17 protein-coding genes are annotated in these 18,759 nt (G+C 61.1%); 9 read left to right on the top strand and 8 right to left on the bottom strand.

Going from position 1 to position 18,759, the window contains the following annotated elements:
- Positions 1 to 39: 39 nt before the first annotated feature.
- Together polX and NLK60_RS14945 are read right to left on the bottom strand one after the other, a co-directional pair.
- Positions 40 to 1,797: a DNA polymerase/3'-5' exonuclease PolX gene (polX, locus tag NLK60_RS14940; RefSeq protein ID WP_254808568.1), complete on the bottom strand. Its 1,758-nt coding sequence runs from the start codon at positions 1,795 to 1,797 to the stop codon at positions 40 to 42.
- Between the two features lie 49 nt (positions 1,798 to 1,846).
- Positions 1,847 to 2,287: a DUF5788 family protein gene (locus tag NLK60_RS14945; RefSeq protein WP_254808569.1), complete on the bottom strand. Its 441-nt coding sequence runs from the start codon at positions 2,285 to 2,287 to the stop codon at positions 1,847 to 1,849.
- Positions 2,288 to 2,431: 144 nt separating this feature from the next.
- On the opposite strand from NLK60_RS14945, the gene NLK60_RS14950 reads away from it, so the two are divergent.
- The 4 genes from NLK60_RS14950 (at position 2,432) to NLK60_RS14965 (ending at position 6,979) form a co-directional block, all read left to right on the top strand.
- Complete coding sequence (locus tag NLK60_RS14950) at positions 2,432 to 3,397, top strand: rhomboid family intramembrane serine protease (protein WP_254808570.1); 966 nt, start codon at positions 2,432 to 2,434, stop codon at positions 3,395 to 3,397.
- 41 nt (positions 3,398 to 3,438) lie between these two features.
- Entirely contained in the window at positions 3,439 to 4,227 is a 789-nt protein-coding gene (locus NLK60_RS14955; protein WP_254808571.1) for an endonuclease V, read from the top strand.
- Between the two features lie 256 nt (positions 4,228 to 4,483).
- Positions 4,484 to 5,551 (top strand): SDR family oxidoreductase, encoded by a 1,068-nt coding sequence (locus NLK60_RS14960; RefSeq protein ID WP_254808572.1) that lies wholly within the window; start codon positions 4,484 to 4,486, stop codon positions 5,549 to 5,551.
- A 48-nt stretch (positions 5,552 to 5,599) separates the two neighbouring features.
- Positions 5,600 to 6,979, top strand: a complete 1,380-nt coding sequence (locus NLK60_RS14965) for a glycerate kinase type-2 family protein (protein WP_254808573.1) — start codon at positions 5,600 to 5,602, stop codon at positions 6,977 to 6,979.
- A gap of 48 nt (positions 6,980 to 7,027) precedes the next feature.
- On the opposite strand, the gene NLK60_RS14970 is transcribed toward NLK60_RS14965, so the two are convergent.
- Both NLK60_RS14970 and NLK60_RS14975 read right to left on the bottom strand, forming a co-directional pair.
- Entirely contained in the window at positions 7,028 to 8,182 is a 1,155-nt protein-coding gene (locus NLK60_RS14970; RefSeq protein WP_254808574.1) for an ArsA family ATPase, read from the bottom strand.
- Positions 8,183 to 8,571: 389 nt separating this feature from the next.
- On the bottom strand, positions 8,572 to 8,739 hold the full coding sequence (locus tag NLK60_RS14975; protein ID WP_254808575.1) for a hypothetical protein: 168 nt from the start codon (positions 8,737 to 8,739) through the stop codon (positions 8,572 to 8,574).
- A gap of 432 nt (positions 8,740 to 9,171) precedes the next feature.
- Here NLK60_RS14975 and NLK60_RS14980 point away from each other — a divergent pair, with 432 nt between their 5' ends.
- Complete coding sequence (locus NLK60_RS14980; protein WP_254808576.1) at positions 9,172 to 9,387, top strand: DUF8015 family protein; 216 nt, start codon at positions 9,172 to 9,174, stop codon at positions 9,385 to 9,387.
- 38 nt (positions 9,388 to 9,425) lie between these two features.
- A complete protein-coding gene (locus NLK60_RS14985; RefSeq protein ID WP_254808577.1) occupies positions 9,426 to 10,430 on the top strand; it encodes an ornithine cyclodeaminase family protein in 1,005 nt (334 codons plus the stop codon).
- Positions 10,431 to 10,564: 134 nt separating this feature from the next.
- On the opposite strand, the gene NLK60_RS14990 is transcribed toward NLK60_RS14985, so the two are convergent.
- Positions 10,565 to 12,112 carry a DUF7289 family protein gene (locus tag NLK60_RS14990; protein WP_254808578.1) on the bottom strand — a complete coding sequence of 516 codons (1,548 nt, stop codon included), beginning with the start codon at positions 12,110 to 12,112 and terminating at the stop codon, positions 10,565 to 10,567.
- A gap of 267 nt (positions 12,113 to 12,379) precedes the next feature.
- On the opposite strand from NLK60_RS14990, the gene NLK60_RS14995 reads away from it, so the two are divergent.
- Positions 12,380 to 12,778 carry a hypothetical protein gene (locus NLK60_RS14995; RefSeq protein WP_254808579.1) on the top strand — a complete coding sequence of 133 codons (399 nt, stop codon included), beginning with the start codon at positions 12,380 to 12,382 and terminating at the stop codon, positions 12,776 to 12,778.
- A 41-nt stretch (positions 12,779 to 12,819) separates the two neighbouring features.
- On the opposite strand, the gene NLK60_RS15000 is transcribed toward NLK60_RS14995, so the two are convergent.
- Positions 12,820 to 13,305: a metal-dependent hydrolase gene (locus NLK60_RS15000; RefSeq protein ID WP_254808580.1), complete on the bottom strand. Its 486-nt coding sequence runs from the start codon at positions 13,303 to 13,305 to the stop codon at positions 12,820 to 12,822.
- A gap of 155 nt (positions 13,306 to 13,460) precedes the next feature.
- Positions 13,461 to 14,066: a CinA family protein gene (locus NLK60_RS15005; RefSeq protein ID WP_254808581.1), complete on the bottom strand. Its 606-nt coding sequence runs from the start codon at positions 14,064 to 14,066 to the stop codon at positions 13,461 to 13,463.
- A gap of 92 nt (positions 14,067 to 14,158) precedes the next feature.
- Here NLK60_RS15005 and NLK60_RS15010 point away from each other — a divergent pair, with 92 nt between their 5' ends.
- Positions 14,159 to 15,259: a pyridoxal phosphate-dependent aminotransferase gene (locus NLK60_RS15010; RefSeq protein WP_254808582.1), complete on the top strand. Its 1,101-nt coding sequence runs from the start codon at positions 14,159 to 14,161 to the stop codon at positions 15,257 to 15,259.
- 118 nt (positions 15,260 to 15,377) lie between these two features.
- A complete protein-coding gene (locus NLK60_RS15015; RefSeq protein WP_254808583.1) occupies positions 15,378 to 15,833 on the top strand; it encodes a chemotaxis protein CheW in 456 nt (151 codons plus the stop codon).
- A 121-nt stretch (positions 15,834 to 15,954) separates the two neighbouring features.
- Here NLK60_RS15015 and NLK60_RS15020 read toward each other — a convergent pair whose 3' ends face one another.
- Positions 15,955 to 18,519 carry a methyl-accepting chemotaxis protein gene (locus NLK60_RS15020; protein ID WP_254808584.1) on the bottom strand — a complete coding sequence of 855 codons (2,565 nt, stop codon included), beginning with the start codon at positions 18,517 to 18,519 and terminating at the stop codon, positions 15,955 to 15,957.
- Positions 18,520 to 18,759: the final 240 nt, after the last annotated feature.

Here is an 18,759-nt window from a genome sequence, read left to right on the forward strand (position 1 = left end):
ACAAATTGCACGCTTCGAGCAAACGCTTCACGGATCTGTTCAATGCAAGAACCGTTCCAACCGCTCGAGGTCCCAGCAGTTGATGGCGTCGTCGGGTTCGGCCCAGCCCCGTCGGGCGGTGTGAACGCCCCAGCGGATGTACTCGAGGCTCGTCGGTCGGTGGGCGTCGGTGTTGATCGCGATCGGTGCGCCTTCCTCGAGTGCCGCCTTGACGGCACTCCCCCACAGGTCTAGCCGTCGCGGGTTCGCGTTGACCTCGAGGGCAGTGCCGTGTTCGGCGGCAGCTTCGCCGAGGGTACCCGCGTCGAGTGCTAGTCCCTCGCGGTCGTTGAGCAACCGACCGCTCGGGTGCCCGATCACGTCGACGGCGGGGTTCTCGATGGCGCGAAGCAGTCGGGCCTCGGCGGCGGTTGGGTCCTGATCGAGCGCGCTATGGGGGGAAGCGACGATGAGGTCGAGCGCGTCGATCACGTCGTCACCGAGGCCGATGTCGCCGTCGGCGTCGATGTTGGCCTCGATGCCGGCGAAGACGGTGAGGTCGCCCTCGAGAGTCGATGCAGCCGCTCGGATCGCGTCGACTTGCTCGAGGATTTCGTCGTCAGTCAGGCCCATGCCGCCGACGACCCCCGGCCCCTCGGCGTGGTCTGCCACCCCGAAGTAGTCGTAGCCGGCGTCGAGGGCCGCCTCGAGCATCTCCTCGATAGTGTTGTTCCCGTCGGACCACTCGGTGTGGGTGTGGAGGTCGCCACGGACGTCTTCGCGGGTGAGCAGGTCGGGTAACTCGCCGGCCGCTGCGGCGTCGATTTCGCCGCGGTCCTCGCGAAGCTCCGGTGGGATCCACGGGAGGCCGAGTGCGTCGTACATGCTCGCTTCGGTGTCGCCGGCGACGCGTTCGCCAACCCGCTGGCCGGCATCCGGGTCGTCGATTTCGCTGACATCGAACGCGCCGTACTCGTTGAGTTTCAGCCCGCGCTCGATAGCGTAGTTGCGGAGCCGGACGTTGTGGCCCTTGCTTCCGGTGAAATACTGCAGGGCGGCGCCGTACTCTTCAGGGACGACGACCCGGAGGTCGACGCGCATCTCACCGACGTTGATACTCGCTTTCGAGGGGCCGGACTCGATTTCGCTGTCGACGGAGTCCCAGCCGACGAACGCGTCGATCACGTCGGCTCCGGCGTCACTCGCCACGAGGACGTCAACGTCGCCGATGGTGTCTTTCCAGCGTCGGATCGAGCCCGCAACTTCACAGCGGTCGACGGCGTCGATTCCTTCGAGAAACGCCAGCACGTCGTCGGCGAGCGGTCGGGCTTCGCCGAGCAACTGACGCTGTCCGATGGTGCGGGCGAACTCGAGATTTTCGAGGATGTTCTGCTCGGTTTTCGGGCCGAAGCCTTTGATCGTCTGAATCTCGCCGTCTTCGGCCGCGGCCTCGAGTTCGTCAAGCGTCGTAATCTCGAGCTCGCGATACAGCGACCCGACCGTTTTCGGCCCAACTCCTTCGACGCGGGTCAGCGCAGCCATGTCGACTGGCAGGTCGGCGCGAAGCTCCTCGAGTTCCTCGATGGTGCCGGTTTCGACGTACTCGACGATTTTCGACCCGATGGCGTCGCCGACACCCTCGATGTTCTCGATGGCGTCTTCCTCTCCAGCTTCGACCTGACTGGCGATTGGGACGGGGTGAGCCCGGATGTTCTCGGCGGCCCGACGATAGGCACGCGGCTTGTACTCGACGTCGTCGGCCTCGAGCAAGTCGGCGAACTCCTCGAATCGAGCGGCGAGTTCGGCGTTCGTCGCCATTACCGACCCCTCCGTCCTGCGGCGTTCGTCGGTTGCGTGCTGGCGCCGATCATCGTCCCCTCCGTGCGCCGCTGTCAGTTCCTTTGCCAAGCGCCTTCTTGAGGAACGACATCCAGCGTTTCTTGTCGGCGGTCTGCTGGGCCTGTTGTTCGCGCTCGAGGTCGGTCGGCCCCAGGCTCTCGAGGGCGTTAAGGGCGCGGTCGATGCCGATGACGCTCGTCGCCAGCGCTTCGCCTTCCTCGCGGTCGATGTCTCCCTCCTCGATTCGTTCGACGCGCTGGACGCGCTCGCGTCGCAGGTTCCGTTTCGCTTGCTCGACGCGCTCGCGTTCGCCCGACGGGACGGTGTCTCGGCGCTTGATCTCGAAGACGAACTCCTGGAGGTCGATGGTCTCGCCCTGCACCTCGATTTCGTCCGGGATGTCCGCACCGATAGTCGCGCCCTCGCGGCCGATGCGCTCGAGCAACTGTTTGCGCTCGTAGGCTTGCACGTCCGATAGTGGGGGGTCGGAGGGCAAAAACCCTGGTCACGTTATTCGACCCTCTCGAGCGCACCATTTCGGGCAGATATCTGGGGGTTTCGAGCGACGCGGAAAACCCCAAACCCCATAGCAACGCGTCACATACCTCCGGCAATGGCAAGGTGTGACGTGTGTGGGAAAAGCGAGAGTATGCCGTACAACTGCCGGCACTGCGGCGGCACGTACTGCGGCGAGCATCGCTTACCCGAGAATCACGACTGTACGGGTCTCCAGAACTGGAACGATCCGAAAGGGGTGTTCGACAGCGGATTTGACGATAGCGTACAGGGTGGCAAAACGGCCGAGAGCAAGAGCCTGAGCGACCGGATACCCATCGACACCGGTCCTGGCGGACCGCTCGCGTACTTCCGCGGGAACATGACCTACACGTTCCTCGCGGTCATGTGGGCAACATTTCTGGCCCAACAATTGACAGCCTTTGTTCTCACTCCAACCGGCTCGCTATCAATGACGTTCGGGTCGTACACAATTTACCGTTCGATATTCGTTCTCTCACCCCAAAATCCAGAATTCGTCTGGACGTGGGTAACGTCGATCTTCTCTCACGGCGGGATTATGCACATCGTGTTCAACAGTATCGTGATTTTCTTCTTCGGTCCGCTCGTGGAGCGGTACGTCGGCTCGAGGAAGTTTGCGGGCCTGTTCATCGTCAGCGGCGTCCTTGCTGGACTCAGTCAGATCAGTATCCGACTCCTCGAGGGCGGTATTACGGCCACGACTCCTGGCGTCCTCGGTGCTAGCGGGGCTGCACTCGCCATCATGGGCGTACTGACGATTCTAAATCCGAACCTGAAAGTGTATCTCTACTTTATCCTCCCGGTTCCGATCTGGCTGCTCGCGGCGGGGACAGCCCTCATCAGCGTCGTGTTCATCGGAACAGGTAGTTCTGGCCTCGGCGGAGTCGCCCACGCAGCCCATCTAGTTGGGCTCCTCGTTGGTCTCGGTTACGGCGAGTACGTCAAACGGACGCAGAACGTGAACACCCCGAACCAGTTCCAGCTTGGGGGCGGTCCCGGCGGCCCAGGTGGCCCCGGTGGACCCGGGCGCGGACGCTTCTGACCCCTCTCTGACTGCTGCACGTTTTCTAACTGAAACGAGCCATGCCTTCGATATCCCACCCGGACCTCGTTCCCGACGCCTCGAGCACGCGCACCGAGATGGAATCACAACAGCGCGAAATCGCGGCGCTCGCGACGTTCGAAGACCGGTTTTCGTTCGACACCAGACGGATTACGAACCCGCTCGAGGCGGCTTCAACGGACGGCAGACAGCCGATCGTCGCTGGCGTCGACCAGTCGTTTCTACTCGAGTCCGAGCCCGAACGGGCCCTGAGTGCCATCGTCGCGATGCGCAACGGCGAGGTACTCGAGCGTGTCCACGCCGTTACGCCCCTCGAGATTCCGTACATTCCGGGATTGCTCGCCTTTCGTGAGGGTGGCCCGATTCTCGAGGCGATGACGAACCTGTTGGTCGAACCCGACCTGTATCTGTTCGACGGGAGCGGCCGAATCCACTACCGACAGGCGGGTATCGCGACCCACATCGGGGTCGTCCTCGACGTACCAGCGATTGGGGTCGCAAAGAGCCTGCTCTGTGGCGACCCCGACAGGTCACTCGAGGGGTTGGCACCCGGCACCCGCGTTCCGATCGAGGCGAACGCTCGAGTGGATGCCCCCGAGGGAACGGTCCTCGGGTACGCTGTTCAGACCAGACAGTACGAGTCAGGAACGCGCTCGATCAACCCGCTTTACGTCAGCCCCGGCCACCGCCTCAGTCCGGAGACGGCTGCGGACCTCGCGTATGGCCTCGCGGCGGAGTACAAACTTCCGGAGCCGATTCGGCTGGCAGATCGCTACGCAGCGACGGCCAAGCGCGAGTACCAGGCGTGATCACGGAAGTCAATAATCGGTTCCGTTCGATCCCAACTGGAGGGCTCGTTCGGTACCAACTGATCGGACTCGTTCGGTACGATAGTAGCCATTGAAAGTCATTGCACATCCCATCGCAAGACAGCATCCCGATACGTATGTAAATCGTTTCACTGGCTACTATAGCCGGGGTGGCCATCGCCGGTCGCTCGAGTCAGCTGTCTCGCCCCGCGGTAAACCGTCGATACTTAGGTCCCGTCGCTCGAAACGGTCTGTTATGACGACGGATGCGGACGACGATACCGCGGCTGCCGGGCCCGAGGGCTCGTCTTCGGACGACGGTTCGACCCCCTCGAGTCCGGCCGAAACGGACGACTCGAGTGCCGACGCTACAGCCGACCCGAGTGCCGACGCTACAGCCGACTCGGGTTCGGCTGAAGACGATGGCTCGAGGGCTGGCGAGGGAGCCTCGAGCGAGACAGCGAGGACCGAGACCGCGAACGCTGCCACCGACGACCGCTACACCCGCAAACAGTGCGTGTTAATTACCGGTTGCTCGTCAGGAATCGGCGAGGCGACCGCACGTGCCTTCCTCGAAGAGAACTGGCAGGTCGTCGCGACAGCGCGTGATACGGATGATATCACGGACCTCGAGGAAGCCGGCTGTCACGCGCTCGAACTGGACGTGACCGAACCGACACAGGTCGCTCGAGCAGTCGAACGGACAGTCGAAATCGGCGGCGCGATCGACTGTCTGGTCAACAACGCAGGCTACGCGCAACTCGGCCCGACCGAGGACATCTCGACCGGAGAGTTACAACGGCAGTTCGACGTCAACGTCTACGGGCCACACCGACTCACACGCGCTGCGCTCCCGCACATGCGAGCGCAGGGAGACGGCCGAATCATCAATCTCTCGTCCGTTCTCGGCCGGATTTCGATAGCTGGCACGGGACCGTACTCGGGTTCGAAACACGCCCTCGAGGCCATGAGTGACGCGCTTCGGTCGGAAGTCGACGAGTTCGGTATCGACGTTGTCGTGGTCGAGCCGGGGCCGGTGAAATCGGCGTTTTCCGACCGGTGTGACGCGGAAGTTCCCAATGATCGAACGCCGGCCTACGAGTCGCTGTACGAGGTGTTCGAGGACACCCAGCTTATCGGCGGTGACGGGCCGTTGGCGTCGGACCCTGAAGACGTGGCAGCCGCAATCGTTCACGCTGGAACCTGCCCGGAACCGCCCGCGAGATACCCGGTCGGTCCGGTCGCCGAGTACGGCCTGTACGCACGGTATCTCCCGGACTGGCTCCGTGATGCAGGCTACCGGTTCGTCCGAAAACTGGTATAGTAGCCGCCACGAAGACGCCGAACGTCCGTTCACACTCACTCAACACCCATGTTCAGAAACCGCCGGGCACACGAAACCACACCTGCTCGAGAGACAGCGCTTGCGTGCCTCGAGGCCGGTATCGAAGCCGCGGTACCCGAGCGGGTCGTCCCCGAGACTGTCTCGCTCGAGGGGGTCGAAACGAACGATTCCGGCGACTCGGAGGGCCCTCCTCGGCTGTGCGTCTCCGATACGACGTACGATCTCACCGATATCGAGCGCGTCCTCGTCCTCGGCGGCGGCAAAGCGTCGGGGGCCGTGACGACGGCACTCGAGCCGATTCTCGAACCGGCCCTCGAGACCGGTGTCCTCGATGGGATCGAAGGACTGGTCGTGGCGAACGCACCCGAGTCGACCGGGTACGTTCGCGTCGTCGTCGGCGATCACCCCACACCGAGCGAGCGGAATCTCGAGGCGACCGCGGAACTGCTCGAACTCGCCGAGAAGGCTACCGACCGTGATCTCGTGCTCGCACCGATTACCGGTGGCGGGAGTGCACTGCTTACCGCGCCCGCTGCGGGACTCTCACTCGAGACGCTGGCAACGACGACCGACGAACTGCTCGCCTCCGGCGCGTCGATCGACGAGGTCAACGCGGTCCGCAGCCGCTGTTCGTCTATCAAAGGCGGCGGATTGGCTCGTGCGGCCACGCCCGCCGAGGTCGTCACGCTGGCGATCAGCGACGTCGTGGGCGACGATCCGTCGGTAATCGCCAGCGGCCCGACTGTCACACCCCCGGGAACCCTCGAGTCGGCACTGGCCATCTGTCGTCGTGACGGTCTCGACGTTCCCAGCGCCGTCATCGACCACCTCGAGGCGACTCCCGATACGGCAACCGACATGCCGGTCGGCTGGCACTGCCTGGCGACGACACGGACGGCCATCGACGCGGCCGAGCGGGTTGCCACGGATCGTGACTATCGAACCCTCGTCCTCTCGAGTCGACTCGAGGGAGAGGCAGCCCACGTCGGCCGAATCCACGGGACGGTAGCGGCGTCGATGGCTCTCGATGGGAACCCACTCGAGCCACCGGCGGTGATCCTCTCAGGTGGCGAAGTGACGGTGACGCTCGGAGAAACTGACGGAGTCGGCGGCCCGAATCAGGAACTCGCGCTGGCCGGCGCACTCGAGATGGCTGATATCGACGGGATGGGTTCTCGGGCTGCTCTCGCGTCGGTCGACACCGACGGCATCGACGGGCCGACGGAGGCCTGTGGCGCCATCGTGGACGGTACTCTGCTCGAGTCGGAGACGGTCAAGATTGCAGAACGGGCGCTCGAGAGCCACGACGTGACGCCGTTTCTGGACCAGAGGGGGTCCCTACTCGAGACGGGGCCGACGGGGACGAACGTGAACGACCTTCGGGTACTCGTGGTCGAAGAACGGTGAGTCCCACAGTGGGACGAACTCGAGGCAGTTATCGTCTCCTCGCCATCGCTACCGCAGACACGCGGCGACGACCTCGAGCATTTTCTCCCCTTTTACCTCGTCAGCGAACAGCGGGACTCGCCTGACCGCAGTCCCCCGAAAGAGATCCTGCGATTCCATCAGGGCGTGCTGTTGGACGTCCCAGCGTCGTTGACAAAAGGCACACGACTCGAGGTCCGGCTGCAAGAACTCGCCTTCGACGTCTTCGGTCACGTCCGCGAGCGGTTCCATGACGCGGTTGACGACGACAGTTCCGACCGGTATCTCGAACTCCTCGAGTTGGGTGCGCAGTCGCTTGGACTCGAGGACGGACATCTCCTCGGGGACCATGACGATTCGAAAGTCAGTCCGGGCGGGATCCCGCAGGACGGCACGCAGACGTTCGATTCGTTCGCGCATCAACTCCAGGTCTTGCATGTCTGCAGCCGGTTCGTCCGCTTCGGGGCCACCGAACATCCCTTTCATCCCCTCGATCATGCCGCCGATTCGCTGGCGGAACGTAATGATGCGCCCCATCATCGTATCCATGATTTCGGGGAGTTGCAACAGCCGGAGGGTGTGTCCGGTGGGAGCCGTATCGACGACGACACGCTCGAATCGGTCGTCGTCCATGTACTCGAGCAGGGTCTGCATCGCGGCTGCCTCGTCAGCGCCGGGCATCGCGCCGCCGAAGAGGGCGTCCATCGGCGAATCGTCTCCCATGAACTGCCCCAGTCCGCCGAACGCGTCGGGGCCCCCCTCTGCCATGAACGCCGCCTGCCCTTCCTCGAGGGCGGCGTCGGGGTCTATTTCGGCAGCGAACAGCGGGATGTCTTCGCGAAGGCGCTCGGGACGAGTGTCGATTTCGGTCTCGAACGTATCAGAAAGTGAGTGGGCGGGATCCGTCGAAACGACGAGGGTTTTCGTCCCGCGTTTCGCGCTGTCGAGGGCGGTGGCGGCCGCCATCGTCGTCTTCCCCACACCGCCTTTCCCACCGTAGAGGACGTACGATGGGCCGTCGATCGGTTCGTCGCTCGGCTCGACGTCGATCGTGGACCGCTCCTCGAGTGTGTCGGTTTCGAAACCATCGGCTGACTCGTCGACCGAGTCGGTCGGGGTCACTTCGATCGTGTTATCCTCGCTCTCGGTGTCGTCGTCGACCGGATCGACCTCGAGTCCGCTCATACTCCGGCTACTGTGTCCGGACACGAGTACTCGTCGATCCGAAAGCGACCGGTGCAGTCGGCCAAAGCCATCGCTCGTTCACGGACTGGCTGCAGGCTCGCAAATCCTTATATTGTTCTTCCTGTAAAAGGAGTTCAGACAAATATTCATATGGTGTGGAAAACAGTTATTAACGAGACGCTTGTTCACCTATATGCCGAACGTTACAGCGTTCGGCCACACCAGCCTCACTGTGTGCCGACTGGCTGTGTGTACTACCAAACCATCCCTCGGTCTATCACCCCTTCGACAATGCCAGTATTTCAATCCACGAATCACGAAGCCGAAGCAGCAACACCAAAACGGACAGACGCCTTTCCAAACGACCACGTACCGGCTGAGGACGCCGATCAGGTGGTGACGCGTGGCATAACGGCATCGGACCCAACCGCGACGAAATCCTCCACTTCGGGGAAACCGACTCGTGTTCCTGGTGCACACTCGAGGTCGACGACGTCGGCCGATACCGACTGCCCGGACTGTGGTGGGGCCACGATGAACGGTGCAGGGTTCTTCACCTGTCTGTCGTGTTCGTGGGTCGGCCCGCTCGAGTAACTGGCACTCGATCACGCATCGATGTGGGTGTCGAACCTGGTTGGCGAAAGCATAGTTCGACGCCCACGCTTCTCGTGGTCCGGACACGTGAACTGGTACTGCCCGTAACCGTTCTCCAGGTATCTCAAAAGATTGGTACACTTTCACTGTATCGAACAGATTGTCGACGCTCGCCCGAGAAGATCGGTAGTGTCTGTGCCTAAATGCGTTCTCTCGGCACTTCCAACGCCTCTATTGGCTGATGGGGTGGTTAGAATCCGAAGGAGGAAATGAACCAAAACCTTTCCCATAACTTATGAGGATATTGCGAGTAATGCTCGAGTCAGCAATCAGATCAATACGCTGAATTCACGGGAAACGCTTTTATACCTGTTTAACATAGAATGTAATGGATTATGACTGGATATTACGACCTTGTTCTCGGACTCATCCCGGTCGCACTGGTAGGAATCACCGCGGCACTTTCGGTCGTCGGTATCTCGTTGCTCACTGCCATTCCGATAAGTGCGGGTGTCGCGATCGGGATTATGGGTCATGCAATGTTCGTTAACGGTCCAATCGATACCGCTGAAGAAACTCCAGTCACCCGCCAGCGACAGCAGACCGAGTAACAACTGTCTTTTTTATCTCTTCGTTCCCTGTTTTCCGTATGGCAGACGTTCCGTTCTTTCCAACCCACGCACTCGAGGGGCTCGCTTCACCAGCCGACTACGTCGAAGCCGTCCGAGACGGCTATCGACAGCGCGGCGAGGGTGCGCCGGCCAAACCGCGAACGAAACTGTTCCAGTCCGACCCCGGCGGCCTCTTTACCAGTTACAGCGCGCTGCTCCCAGAAACGGGGGCGATGGGCGGCTACATGTACAGCGCGGGATTCGGTGGCCAGGACGCCTGGTTCATCACGCCACTGTTCGACAGCGAGAGCGGTGAGCCGCTGGCAATCCTCGACGGTGCGTCGATGAATCCGTTCAAAACCGGTGCCGCAGGTGCCGTCGCCGTCGACGAACTCGCCCGGGAAGACGCCACCACGGTTGGAATCATTGGCACCGGTCCACAGGCTCGCGGGCAACTCCATACGACGGCAACCGTCCGCGACTTCGAGGACGTGCGCGTCTTCTCTCCGACGGAAGCCAACCGGACGGCCTTTGCCGACGAGTTCGACGCTCAACTCGAGGCTTCGGTCCACGCGGTCGACTCCAGCGCGGCGGCCATCACCGGAGCCGATGTCGTTATTACGGCCACGACGGCTACCGACCCCGTGTTCGACGGTTCGTTACTCGAGTCTGGAACGCACGTGACGGCTATGGGCCAGTACCACCCGAAAAAGCGCGAACTCGACATCGAGACCATCGAGCGCTCGACGTACGTGCCGGACCTCCGTGAGCGGGCCACGTTCGATGCAGGATCGTTCATCGCGGCACTCGAGGCCGGCCGCGTCGACGAGGGCCACATTCACGCCGAACTCGGCGACGTCGTCACCGGGAACGCACCGGGTCGGACGAGCGACGACGAGATTACCGTGTTCGACAGCGGCGGAACCGGTATCGAAACCGTCGCTGCTGCGGCGATGTTGTACGAACGGGCAACGGAGGCTGGTCACGGCACGACGATATCGATGTCTCCAGCCAGCGAGGCACTCACCGGGAGACTCGAGTGAGATTCCCGCACACAGGCAAACTCGAGTGAGGCTCCGATTCGTCGGGGCGAGTCGGCTAACAACTGCCTCATAAAAACGAAACAGGGAGTCTGATCGAGGGATAAAACAGGTCTGGAGTCACGTTCGTGGGTTGCTCAACCCTCGAGTTCGACATCGTGGATGACGACGTTGAAATAGTTGAGTTCCGGCGGGAGGTTCTCCGGACTGATTTCGATGGTTGGTTCGACCGTCTCGAGCGTCTCGTCGTAGGTGATCGATGCACTCTGTCCCAGCTGAATCGGTCCAGAAACGATTGAGCCGGTGAAATCGCCTTGTCCAGTACCGATACAGACGTCGGCCCATTCCGCGCTCGGCGAACAGTCGGCGCTCGAGAGGCCGTGATCCACGACAGCGGCGTTCGGTCCCTCGGCTGGATCGCTCCGTGGGGCGTAGACGGTTCCGGTGAAGGATGCTTGTCCGATGGCAAATTTCATATCGGAGGTCCCGTACAGCTGGAACTGGCCGGGGTCACCGGAGTCTACGGTGACGCCGCCGCCTCCGTTAGCGATGCCGACGTCACCCGTCGTGTACACTCTGGCGACGTTATCCGTTTCGTTAGCACCGACAACGTCAATCGATGCCCCCTGATGCAATGCAATGTTCCCTTCGACGAGAAGCGTGACGTCCCCGTCGCTCACATCGAGCGTCAGGTCGTCGGTTCGATCCAGGTCTTCCGTGATGTACGTTCCGTTGTCGATTTCAGAGCCCTCGAGCGGTTTGGCGTCTGGTCCTTCCGTTTCGAACAGGAACGCGATGTCGTTAGTGAGCGAACGCGGCGTCACCGATGCGTCACTGGTATTCCCGTCACACTCGGCGTCGATCGTTCCCGTCGCCGAGATGGGGCCATCAACCCCTCTATTCCCGTTGCAGATAACGTCACCCTGTGCCACGATTGCACTATCGTAGGTGCCGTCGACTTTGGGCTGTCCGAGAACGACTTTGACCGTTTGAGATTCGTCGTACACGGTGACTGCATCCGAACCGACCTCTCGTTCGAAGTGTGCCGCCCAGCCAGCGTAGTACTGACTCTGGATCGTGATTGTAACGATCTGGCCGTCGAGATTGGGCCCGTTCCGCGTCACCGAGTCGCTGCCGGTTTTCGAGAGACTGATCCGGTCGTTTGAAACCGAATCGATGCCACTCAGACGCGTTATCGGCAGGGTAAACGACCCGTCACGATATTCTGCCTGTGGACCCGACACCAGCCACGTTTCCTCACCGGTGCCCCGGAAGACCGCTCCACTTTCGTAGGCGACTGACGTCTCGCCCTCCTGGTAGACGATCGACTGCATTGGTTCGTCCACGAGCGGGTCCTCGAGACCTGATGCGGTAATCGTGAGGTGACCGGTCGTTTCGGCTTTCACATCGCCATCGAGATCACCGAGTCCGAGTTCGACCGTTCGGGAATCGTCCCTCGAGGCAGCGACCGTGTTCAATTCGGCGTTGAGTTGTGCGAACGATTGCTCGACGCGCTCGTCATTGGCCTGGTCCGACGTCGATCCCATCATATCGGTCCCGACGAGTAGGATACCGATACTGGCTGCGGCGACGAACCCGATCAGAAGCGTCAGGGCGAGCAACGGAACGAGGCCACGGCTGGCCGTCTCGGTTGCCCAGTCAGGTGTGATACGCGGTCGCGTCATTGGCTTCCTCGATTGTTTCCATGAATAGACCAGTGGCTCAGTCCGGTCCCTCTGTACCAACCCCCTGTTCGCCCCCACCACCCGTGATGCGAACAGGTCATATACTGTACAGTGACTCTCAGGGGTTATGATGCTTTCCCTATTTTGCATGGGATGTATCAACCGATTCCCACGAGAAATATTCTGCTCGAAAGTGATAGCGGATTCACACACCACCTTTATTCTCGCACCAAAACACCTTTCAACCAATCTGTGAGTGTTTCCGATATGCGATTTACGCAGTCGGTGTATCGTGGCCGGAAACCAACCTGGCTTCTGCTCGCCGTGGGTATCGTCGGTGCTGGTATCGCACTGTTGATTCCGGGGGCTCGGGTTGCCCTTGCTGCCATCGTCGTCCTAATCGGTCCGCTGGCAATTTACGGTGGCTTACTCGCGTTTTTACGCGGCCGAATCGGTGTCACACGTGTTCGGCACGTCGCTCTCGGTCTGTGCTGTGGGGCCCTGACGCCGGTCGCCCTCGCCCTCGCGCTGGTGCTCGAGTGGACGCTCCCGCTAGCCATATTTGCCGTTTCGTGTAGCGTGCTGGCTGTGTTTTTCGCGATTGCTGGCTTTTCGAAGGAGCGAACACCAACTGGCAGACACGTCCCACCGCTCGAGGAGCAATAGCTCCCGGGTCCGGGTTTGAAAAGCCACTACACCAGTCCCTATTAGAAGCCGATGGCCTGTCGCGTCGATTCGATAGCCCACGTGTGGGCCTGATAGATAATCGCTGCTGCGATTACCAGTTCGCCGGCCGTGACCAGTACGGTCACCAGGTCTGCCTGTTTACTCGAGACGGTAACCCCGACCGGAAGCCCGAACTCCTTTTTCCAGACGGGGTAAAAGAGTGCGATGCCCCGTTTGCTGCCGGCGATGTCCAACACGTAGTGGGTGAGAATGCCCAGCCAGACCCACTCGAGGTTACTGAAAAAGTACGGGAAGAGCGCAAAGCCCGCGAGAATCGGCAGGTTGTGCAACGTTTTTCGATGTCGACCGAACGCGGTGTCGACGTCGGGGAACAATGCGCCGAGCGTGACAGGAGCTCCGACGGCGATCATTGTTATAAACGTCGTTTCATCACCCGCGGGCTCGAGCAGATACGCCAGTCCGATACTCAACAACACGGCATTGAGGACGTGCCCCTTCTTGTTCATCACCTCGGAGTGTATTCCCAAAGGAGAAAAACCTGTTTACGGGACCGTCGTCGATTCGAGAATGAGCGCCGAATCAGTTTGAAACTACAGAGTTTGTATTCTATTACTATCGAAATCGAACCAAAAGACTCGTTCGTCGAATTGCCGGGTGATCGTTATTCTCGCTCTCGAACCACCTCGAGCAGCGCCTCGAGCGCGCTGTCGACGGTTCTGGTCCGGACGGCGTGTCGGTCTCCCTCGAACCGGTGCTTGGAAACGGTCACGCTCGAGGTCCCGCTCGCCCACGGCCCGGCGTAAGCGATGCCGATATAGACGGTACCGACGGGAGTGTCGGCCGACCCACCGCCAGGACCCGCAACCCCGGTGATCGAGACGCCCCAGGTGACGTCTGCGGTGTCGCGAACGCCACGGGCCATCTCGCGGGCGACCGGTTCGGACACGGCACCGTGTTCGTCGAGCGCCTCTCGTGAGACGCCCAGTTCACGACACTTCGCGCGATAGGCGTAGACCGTCTGCCCGCTCTCGAAGTACGTACTCGAGCCCGGAACGGCGGTGATGCTCCCACCGAGCAGGCCGCCGGTGCAGGATTCGGCGACGGCCAGGGTTTCCTCCCGCTTCTCGAGTAGTCGGCCCACGGCGGCCGCGCGCTCGAGGTTCGGTTCGAACGCAAACGAGTCGACCACTCGAGAGTCGGCCTCGGTCGTCGTCTCCTTGTCGACCTGTCCATCGACGGGGTCGCCGTCGGTAGTCGTCTCGTCCATACGGTAGGTAATGGCTACGGGCATCCTCAAGTGTGTGGTTCCCCTCGAACGCAGACGAAAGAATCAGGGTATCGCCCGGCACACGTCCGGGTATGGACTACGAGACGCCACTGTTCTTTCACGTCATGGGCTATGCCGCCGACGCTGACGGCGACGTGATCGACATGGTGAGTGGGAACCCGGACTGGGAACCGCCGAGTGCACTTCGGGCGGCGCTGCACGAGTACGCCGATCTCGAACCGGACCAGTTCCAGTATCCGCCGAGTGCCGGCCTTCGGGAACTTCGCGGTGAGGTTGCAGCTCGTCGTGGTGTCGACCCGTCCCAGGTCGTCATCACCAATGGGGCCGGTGAGGCCAACTACCTGGCGATGGCACGTGCACTCGAGCGGGACGTTGGCGACGAAATCGTCATGACCGATCCAGTCTACCCGTACTATCCCGGCAAAACGACGATGCTCGGCGGGACCCAACGGTTTGTCGAAACCGCTCCGGATGGCTCGCTCGATCCGGACGACGTCCGGGACGTCGCCTCAGAGCGGACGGCTGCGATCATCGTCAACACGCCCAACAACCCGACCGGAGCGGTCTACCCCGAGTCGACGGTTCGTGCGCTCGTCGAGGTCGCTGAGGACAACGATGCGCTGTTGATCGCCGACGAAGTGTACGACCACTTCGATCTCTCGGGGACGTTCACCAGCGCGTTGACGGTCGATTCGTCCAACCGAGTCGTCACGAACGCGTTCTCGAAATCGATGGCGATCACGGGCTTTCGTGTCGGCTACGCCATCTTCCCGCCCGAACTCGTCGAGAACGCCAAGAGCCGACGCATGCTGGTGAACGTCGCCGGAAGCCGACCTAGCCAGTACGCCGTCGCACACGCACTCCGTGAAACCGGGCCCGACTACTACGAGGCCAACCGCGACCTGCTTCGCGAACGGGTGACGACGTTTACCAGCGCACTCGAGGCTGCGGGGGCGGAGTACACCCGTCCGGACGGCTCGTTTTACGTGATGGCTCGCTTTTCGGGCTATCCGGGAACGCTTGCAAACGTCGAACGACTCATCGACGAGGCCGGTGTCGCGGGGATGCCCGGTGAGGCCTTCGGGAGTGCCCGAACCGAGTGGATTCGCTTCGCACTTGTGACGCCGCGTGTCGAAACGGCAGCCAACCGGCTGGCGGCGTACTTCGAGTAGCGTTTCTATTTTATTGCTCGAGTGGCGTGTTAGCCCACATATCCGCTGTCCGCCCGACTTGCCAGCAGCTGGTTACTCTCGACACACTTATTTATTTCCGACAAGGTCTGTAATATGAATGTCTGCACCGGCTGAGTCAACGGACGGTCCCCAGCGCACACGCGCCGTCACCTTCGAATTACAGGGCGAGCACTACTGTGTTGACTCGAGCCGCATCACTTCCGTACTCAGCATCGGGGATTGTACCGCCGTCCTCGAGGCACCCGATCCCTGGTATGCCGGCGAGATATCCACCGATGATGGCAACATTCGGGTTCTCGACCTCTCTCGTGTGTTCGAATCGGCAACACGAACGCTCGACCGCCCCGAAGTCCCGAAACTGATCGTCTTTGACGTGACCGATGACGACGGTGCACACTACGGGTGGCTCGTCGATGACGTTGGCGTCAGTCGGCAGATTGATCCGCAACGACTCGAGCGAACCGCGGGTGGAATGTCGTTCATCAGCGGGACCGTGACGCTCGACGGCCACGAACACCTCTGGCTCGACGAAGCATCGATACACGAATCGTAGGTCGCCAATCGGATACTTCGCGACCAGGACTCATTTGGAGAGCCAGCAATCAGTACTGTTCTCGCGGTAGGCTCGCCCGTCACGAACCCCGTTCCGGAGCACTGTACAGTCGGAACTGCCGTCAGTGCTCGTCGCCGAAACTGAACACGTCCTCAGCAGATTCTTCCGCTGCGTGGTTTTCCGCGTCTGCTTCGTCCGTTCCTTCGGCTGCGAAGTCCTCTTGGTCGCTCGAGGCATCGCTTTGTTCATCGGAGTCGTCCTGGTCGCTCGAGGCATTGCCATCGCTTTCGGCCGGTTTCGGTGGCGTTGAGTGGGCGGCTTCGGACTCGCTCTGTTCGAACGAATCGACCGCAGGTAGGGAGTCTTCGTCGTAACGCAGTTCGGTTTCGACGTCGGTGTCGAACCGATCGAGGGCTTCCGAAAGCTGTGCGGCCTGGGTGGCCAGGTCGCTCGCGCTCTGGGAGACTTCGGTGAGTGCGGTGGTCTGTTCTTCGGCTGCTGCAGCGACGTTTTCGGCTTCCGCGGTCGTCTCCTCGGAAATCGTCGCCGCATCGTCGGCCATCGCCACGACCTCCTGGGTCGAGGCGGCCTGCTCTTCGGTAGCCGCGGAAATCTCTTGTACGCCAGTATTGGTTTCCTCGGCGTACTCGGCGATGTCGTCGAGGGCGTCGACCGCGTCCTGGACGGCTGCACGGTTCGCTTCGACACGTTCGCTCGTCCCGGTGACCGATTCGGCCGTTTCGGCCGTTCGCTGCTGAATAGCCTCGAGCAGTGCTTCGATGTCTTCGGCCGCGTCTTTGGTCTCCTCGGCGAGTTCTTTGACCTCGGCAGCGACGACCGAGAATCCGTCGTCTCCCGCATTGGATCTCGAGGCTTCGATGTTGGCGTTGAGCGCCAGCATGTTCGTCTCTTTGGCAACCTCGCTGATGAACTCGATCAACTCGTCGATCTGCTCCATCTCAGATTCGAGGCGTTCGATGTCCGCCACGGCGGCTTCGGACTCGGCCTCGATGGCATCCATCCCTTCGATGGCGTTCTGAGCGGCCTCGCGACCGCGCTTGCCGGACCGTTCGGTGCGCTCGGCGATGTCGGCGACCTGGTTCGAAGAGGCCGCAATCTGTTCGGTCGTCGTCGAGAGGCCGCTCATCTCGTGGTTGACCGACTGCAAACTCTGGTTCTGTCGTTCGGCGCCGTCCGAAATTTCCTGGATGGACTCGGTCACCTGCTCGGAAGCCGATCGGACTTCTTCGCTCGAGGCGGTTACCTGTTCGCTGGCGGTGGCAACCTCGTTGGCGAAGGCTTTGACGTTGGCCGTCGTCTCCTCGAGTTCGCCGACCATCTCGTTGAACTCGGTTGCGATGTCTCGCATCGCTTCGTGACGCTCACTCGGCTCCATACGAGCGGTGAGGTCGCCGTCACCACACGCTTGCATGACGGTCCGGTACTCGTCGGCTTTCGACTCGAGGTGGCGGTTGATCGCCTCGGTTTCGGCCCGGGCGTGCTCGGCTTCGGCTCTGGCGTTTTCGGCTTCGGTAATCTTCGCTTGCAGCGAGTTGCGCATACTGTCGAAGCCAGCGTACAGTTGGCCGATACTGTCGATTCGAGCCGATTCGAGTTCGACGTCGAGGTTGCCTTCTTCCATGCGTTTCGCTTTCGAGGTGAGCCGATCGATCGCTCTCGACGTGTTCAACCCGAGTCCGGCACCGATCAGCACGACCAGTAACACGATACCCCCTGTGGCGTAGATACCGTACTGTTGGACGTTCTGGACGAATCCGTAGGCGTCATCGGATGGGGTGTGCACCAGCGCAATCCAGTTCGTTTCTGGGACGGGTGCGTAGCCGACGACGTAGCTCTCGCCCTCGCCGATACCGTATCCACTCCGCTCGGTCAGAACACCATGGGCACCGTCAATCTCCATTCCGTCTCCACGACCTGCCGAAAGGTCCTGTGCGTTCTGGAGTGGTCGGTCGTCTTCGTCGTAGGCAACCCACACTTCGTCAGTCGTCGGTTTGGATGGGCTGGAAAAGAGTACCGTCCCGCTTTCGTCGACGATCATCGATACGCCGCTCTCTCCCCCTCGCATCTGCTGTTCGTAGTAGCCGAGCGGAACCGTGTATGCTAACACGTAGCCGTCCTCAAGATCGCCCTCGGACGTGACGTAGGCGATGCGTGGTTCGTCGTTACCGAGGTCCCCGCTCTGGTATGCCGCCGTCATCATCGTCCCATCGACGTCATCGAGTTCTTCGAACCATTCGCCTTCCAGCTCCGAGACCGGATCGAGATTTACGTCAGTTTTCGTACTCGCTTCGACTGACCCCGTCTCCACGTTGATGTAGTGTAACTGCGGGTACTGTCTGCCATCGCCGTGGCGTTCAGTCATCTCGTCGACGAGGTAATTCTGTACCTCGTCTGTATCTCCGCTTTCGATGGCGCTCGAGCGAGCCATCGCTTCGACAGCATCCTGATTATTTAGATTCCAGTTCCGCACGCTCTGGGCCTGTTGAACGGCCAGATTTCCGTGGTCGTCGTGGACGAGAGATTCGACTTCGCTTTGCACTTCGTCGGTCGCAACGACTCCAATGGCCCCGACGGCAAGTCCCAGGACCAAGAGCACAATCGCGAACTTCAATGCGTAGCTTCGTCGAATAACTCGAGGGACGATTCTGCGTAACACACCAGCCATATCACGTATAGGTCACCGGCCAATAATAAACGTTTGCTGTGATATTTCTTCTTATGTTAATGTTTGTGGCCGTTGCTGGACTGATGGCCTGGAGAAACAGTATCACCACTATTCACTATTCAGAGACACCTTCCCGAGAGAACGTTCACTCGTTGCCGGCTATTCGGGTTAGTACGCTTCCGCACGGTGGATCCTGTACGAAATCAAATCCCCGCTGGACGATTTCGTGCAGGATTCAGG

Origin of the sequence: Natronosalvus amylolyticus, assembly GCF_024298845.1 — an archaeon.
Lineage (GTDB): Archaea > Halobacteriota > Halobacteria > Halobacteriales > Natrialbaceae > Natronosalvus > Natronosalvus amylolyticus.

Excerpts from the sequence above, each read along its gene's own strand:
- NLK60_RS14960 (WP_254808572.1), top strand. The coding sequence starts at position 4,484 with ATGACGACGGATGCGGACGACGATACCGCGGCTGCCGGGCCCGAGGGC.
- NLK60_RS14970 (WP_254808574.1), bottom strand. The coding sequence starts at position 8,182 with ATGAGCGGACTCGAGGTCGATCCGGTCGACGACGACACCGAGAGCGAG.
- polX (WP_254808568.1), bottom strand. The coding sequence starts at position 1,797 with ATGGCGACGAACGCCGAACTCGCCGCTCGATTCGAGGAGTTCGCCGAC.
- NLK60_RS15000 (WP_254808580.1), bottom strand. The coding sequence starts at position 13,305 with ATGAACAAGAAGGGGCACGTCCTCAATGCCGTGTTGTTGAGTATCGGA.
- NLK60_RS14980 (WP_254808576.1), top strand. The coding sequence starts at position 9,172 with ATGACTGGATATTACGACCTTGTTCTCGGACTCATCCCGGTCGCACTG.
- NLK60_RS14950 (WP_254808570.1), top strand. The coding sequence starts at position 2,432 with ATGGCAAGGTGTGACGTGTGTGGGAAAAGCGAGAGTATGCCGTACAAC.
- NLK60_RS14990 (WP_254808578.1), bottom strand. The coding sequence starts at position 12,112 with ATGACGCGACCGCGTATCACACCTGACTGGGCAACCGAGACGGCCAGC.
- NLK60_RS14965 (WP_254808573.1), top strand. The coding sequence starts at position 5,600 with ATGTTCAGAAACCGCCGGGCACACGAAACCACACCTGCTCGAGAGACA.
- NLK60_RS15010 (WP_254808582.1), top strand. The coding sequence starts at position 14,159 with ATGGACTACGAGACGCCACTGTTCTTTCACGTCATGGGCTATGCCGCC.
- NLK60_RS14995 (WP_254808579.1), top strand. The coding sequence starts at position 12,380 with ATGCGATTTACGCAGTCGGTGTATCGTGGCCGGAAACCAACCTGGCTT.
- NLK60_RS14985 (WP_254808577.1), top strand. The coding sequence starts at position 9,426 with ATGGCAGACGTTCCGTTCTTTCCAACCCACGCACTCGAGGGGCTCGCT.
- NLK60_RS14955 (WP_254808571.1), top strand. The coding sequence starts at position 3,439 with ATGCCTTCGATATCCCACCCGGACCTCGTTCCCGACGCCTCGAGCACG.
- NLK60_RS15020 (WP_254808584.1), bottom strand. The coding sequence starts at position 18,519 with ATGGCTGGTGTGTTACGCAGAATCGTCCCTCGAGTTATTCGACGAAGC.
- NLK60_RS15005 (WP_254808581.1), bottom strand. The coding sequence starts at position 14,066 with ATGGACGAGACGACTACCGACGGCGACCCCGTCGATGGACAGGTCGAC.
- NLK60_RS15015 (WP_254808583.1), top strand. The coding sequence starts at position 15,378 with ATGTCTGCACCGGCTGAGTCAACGGACGGTCCCCAGCGCACACGCGCC.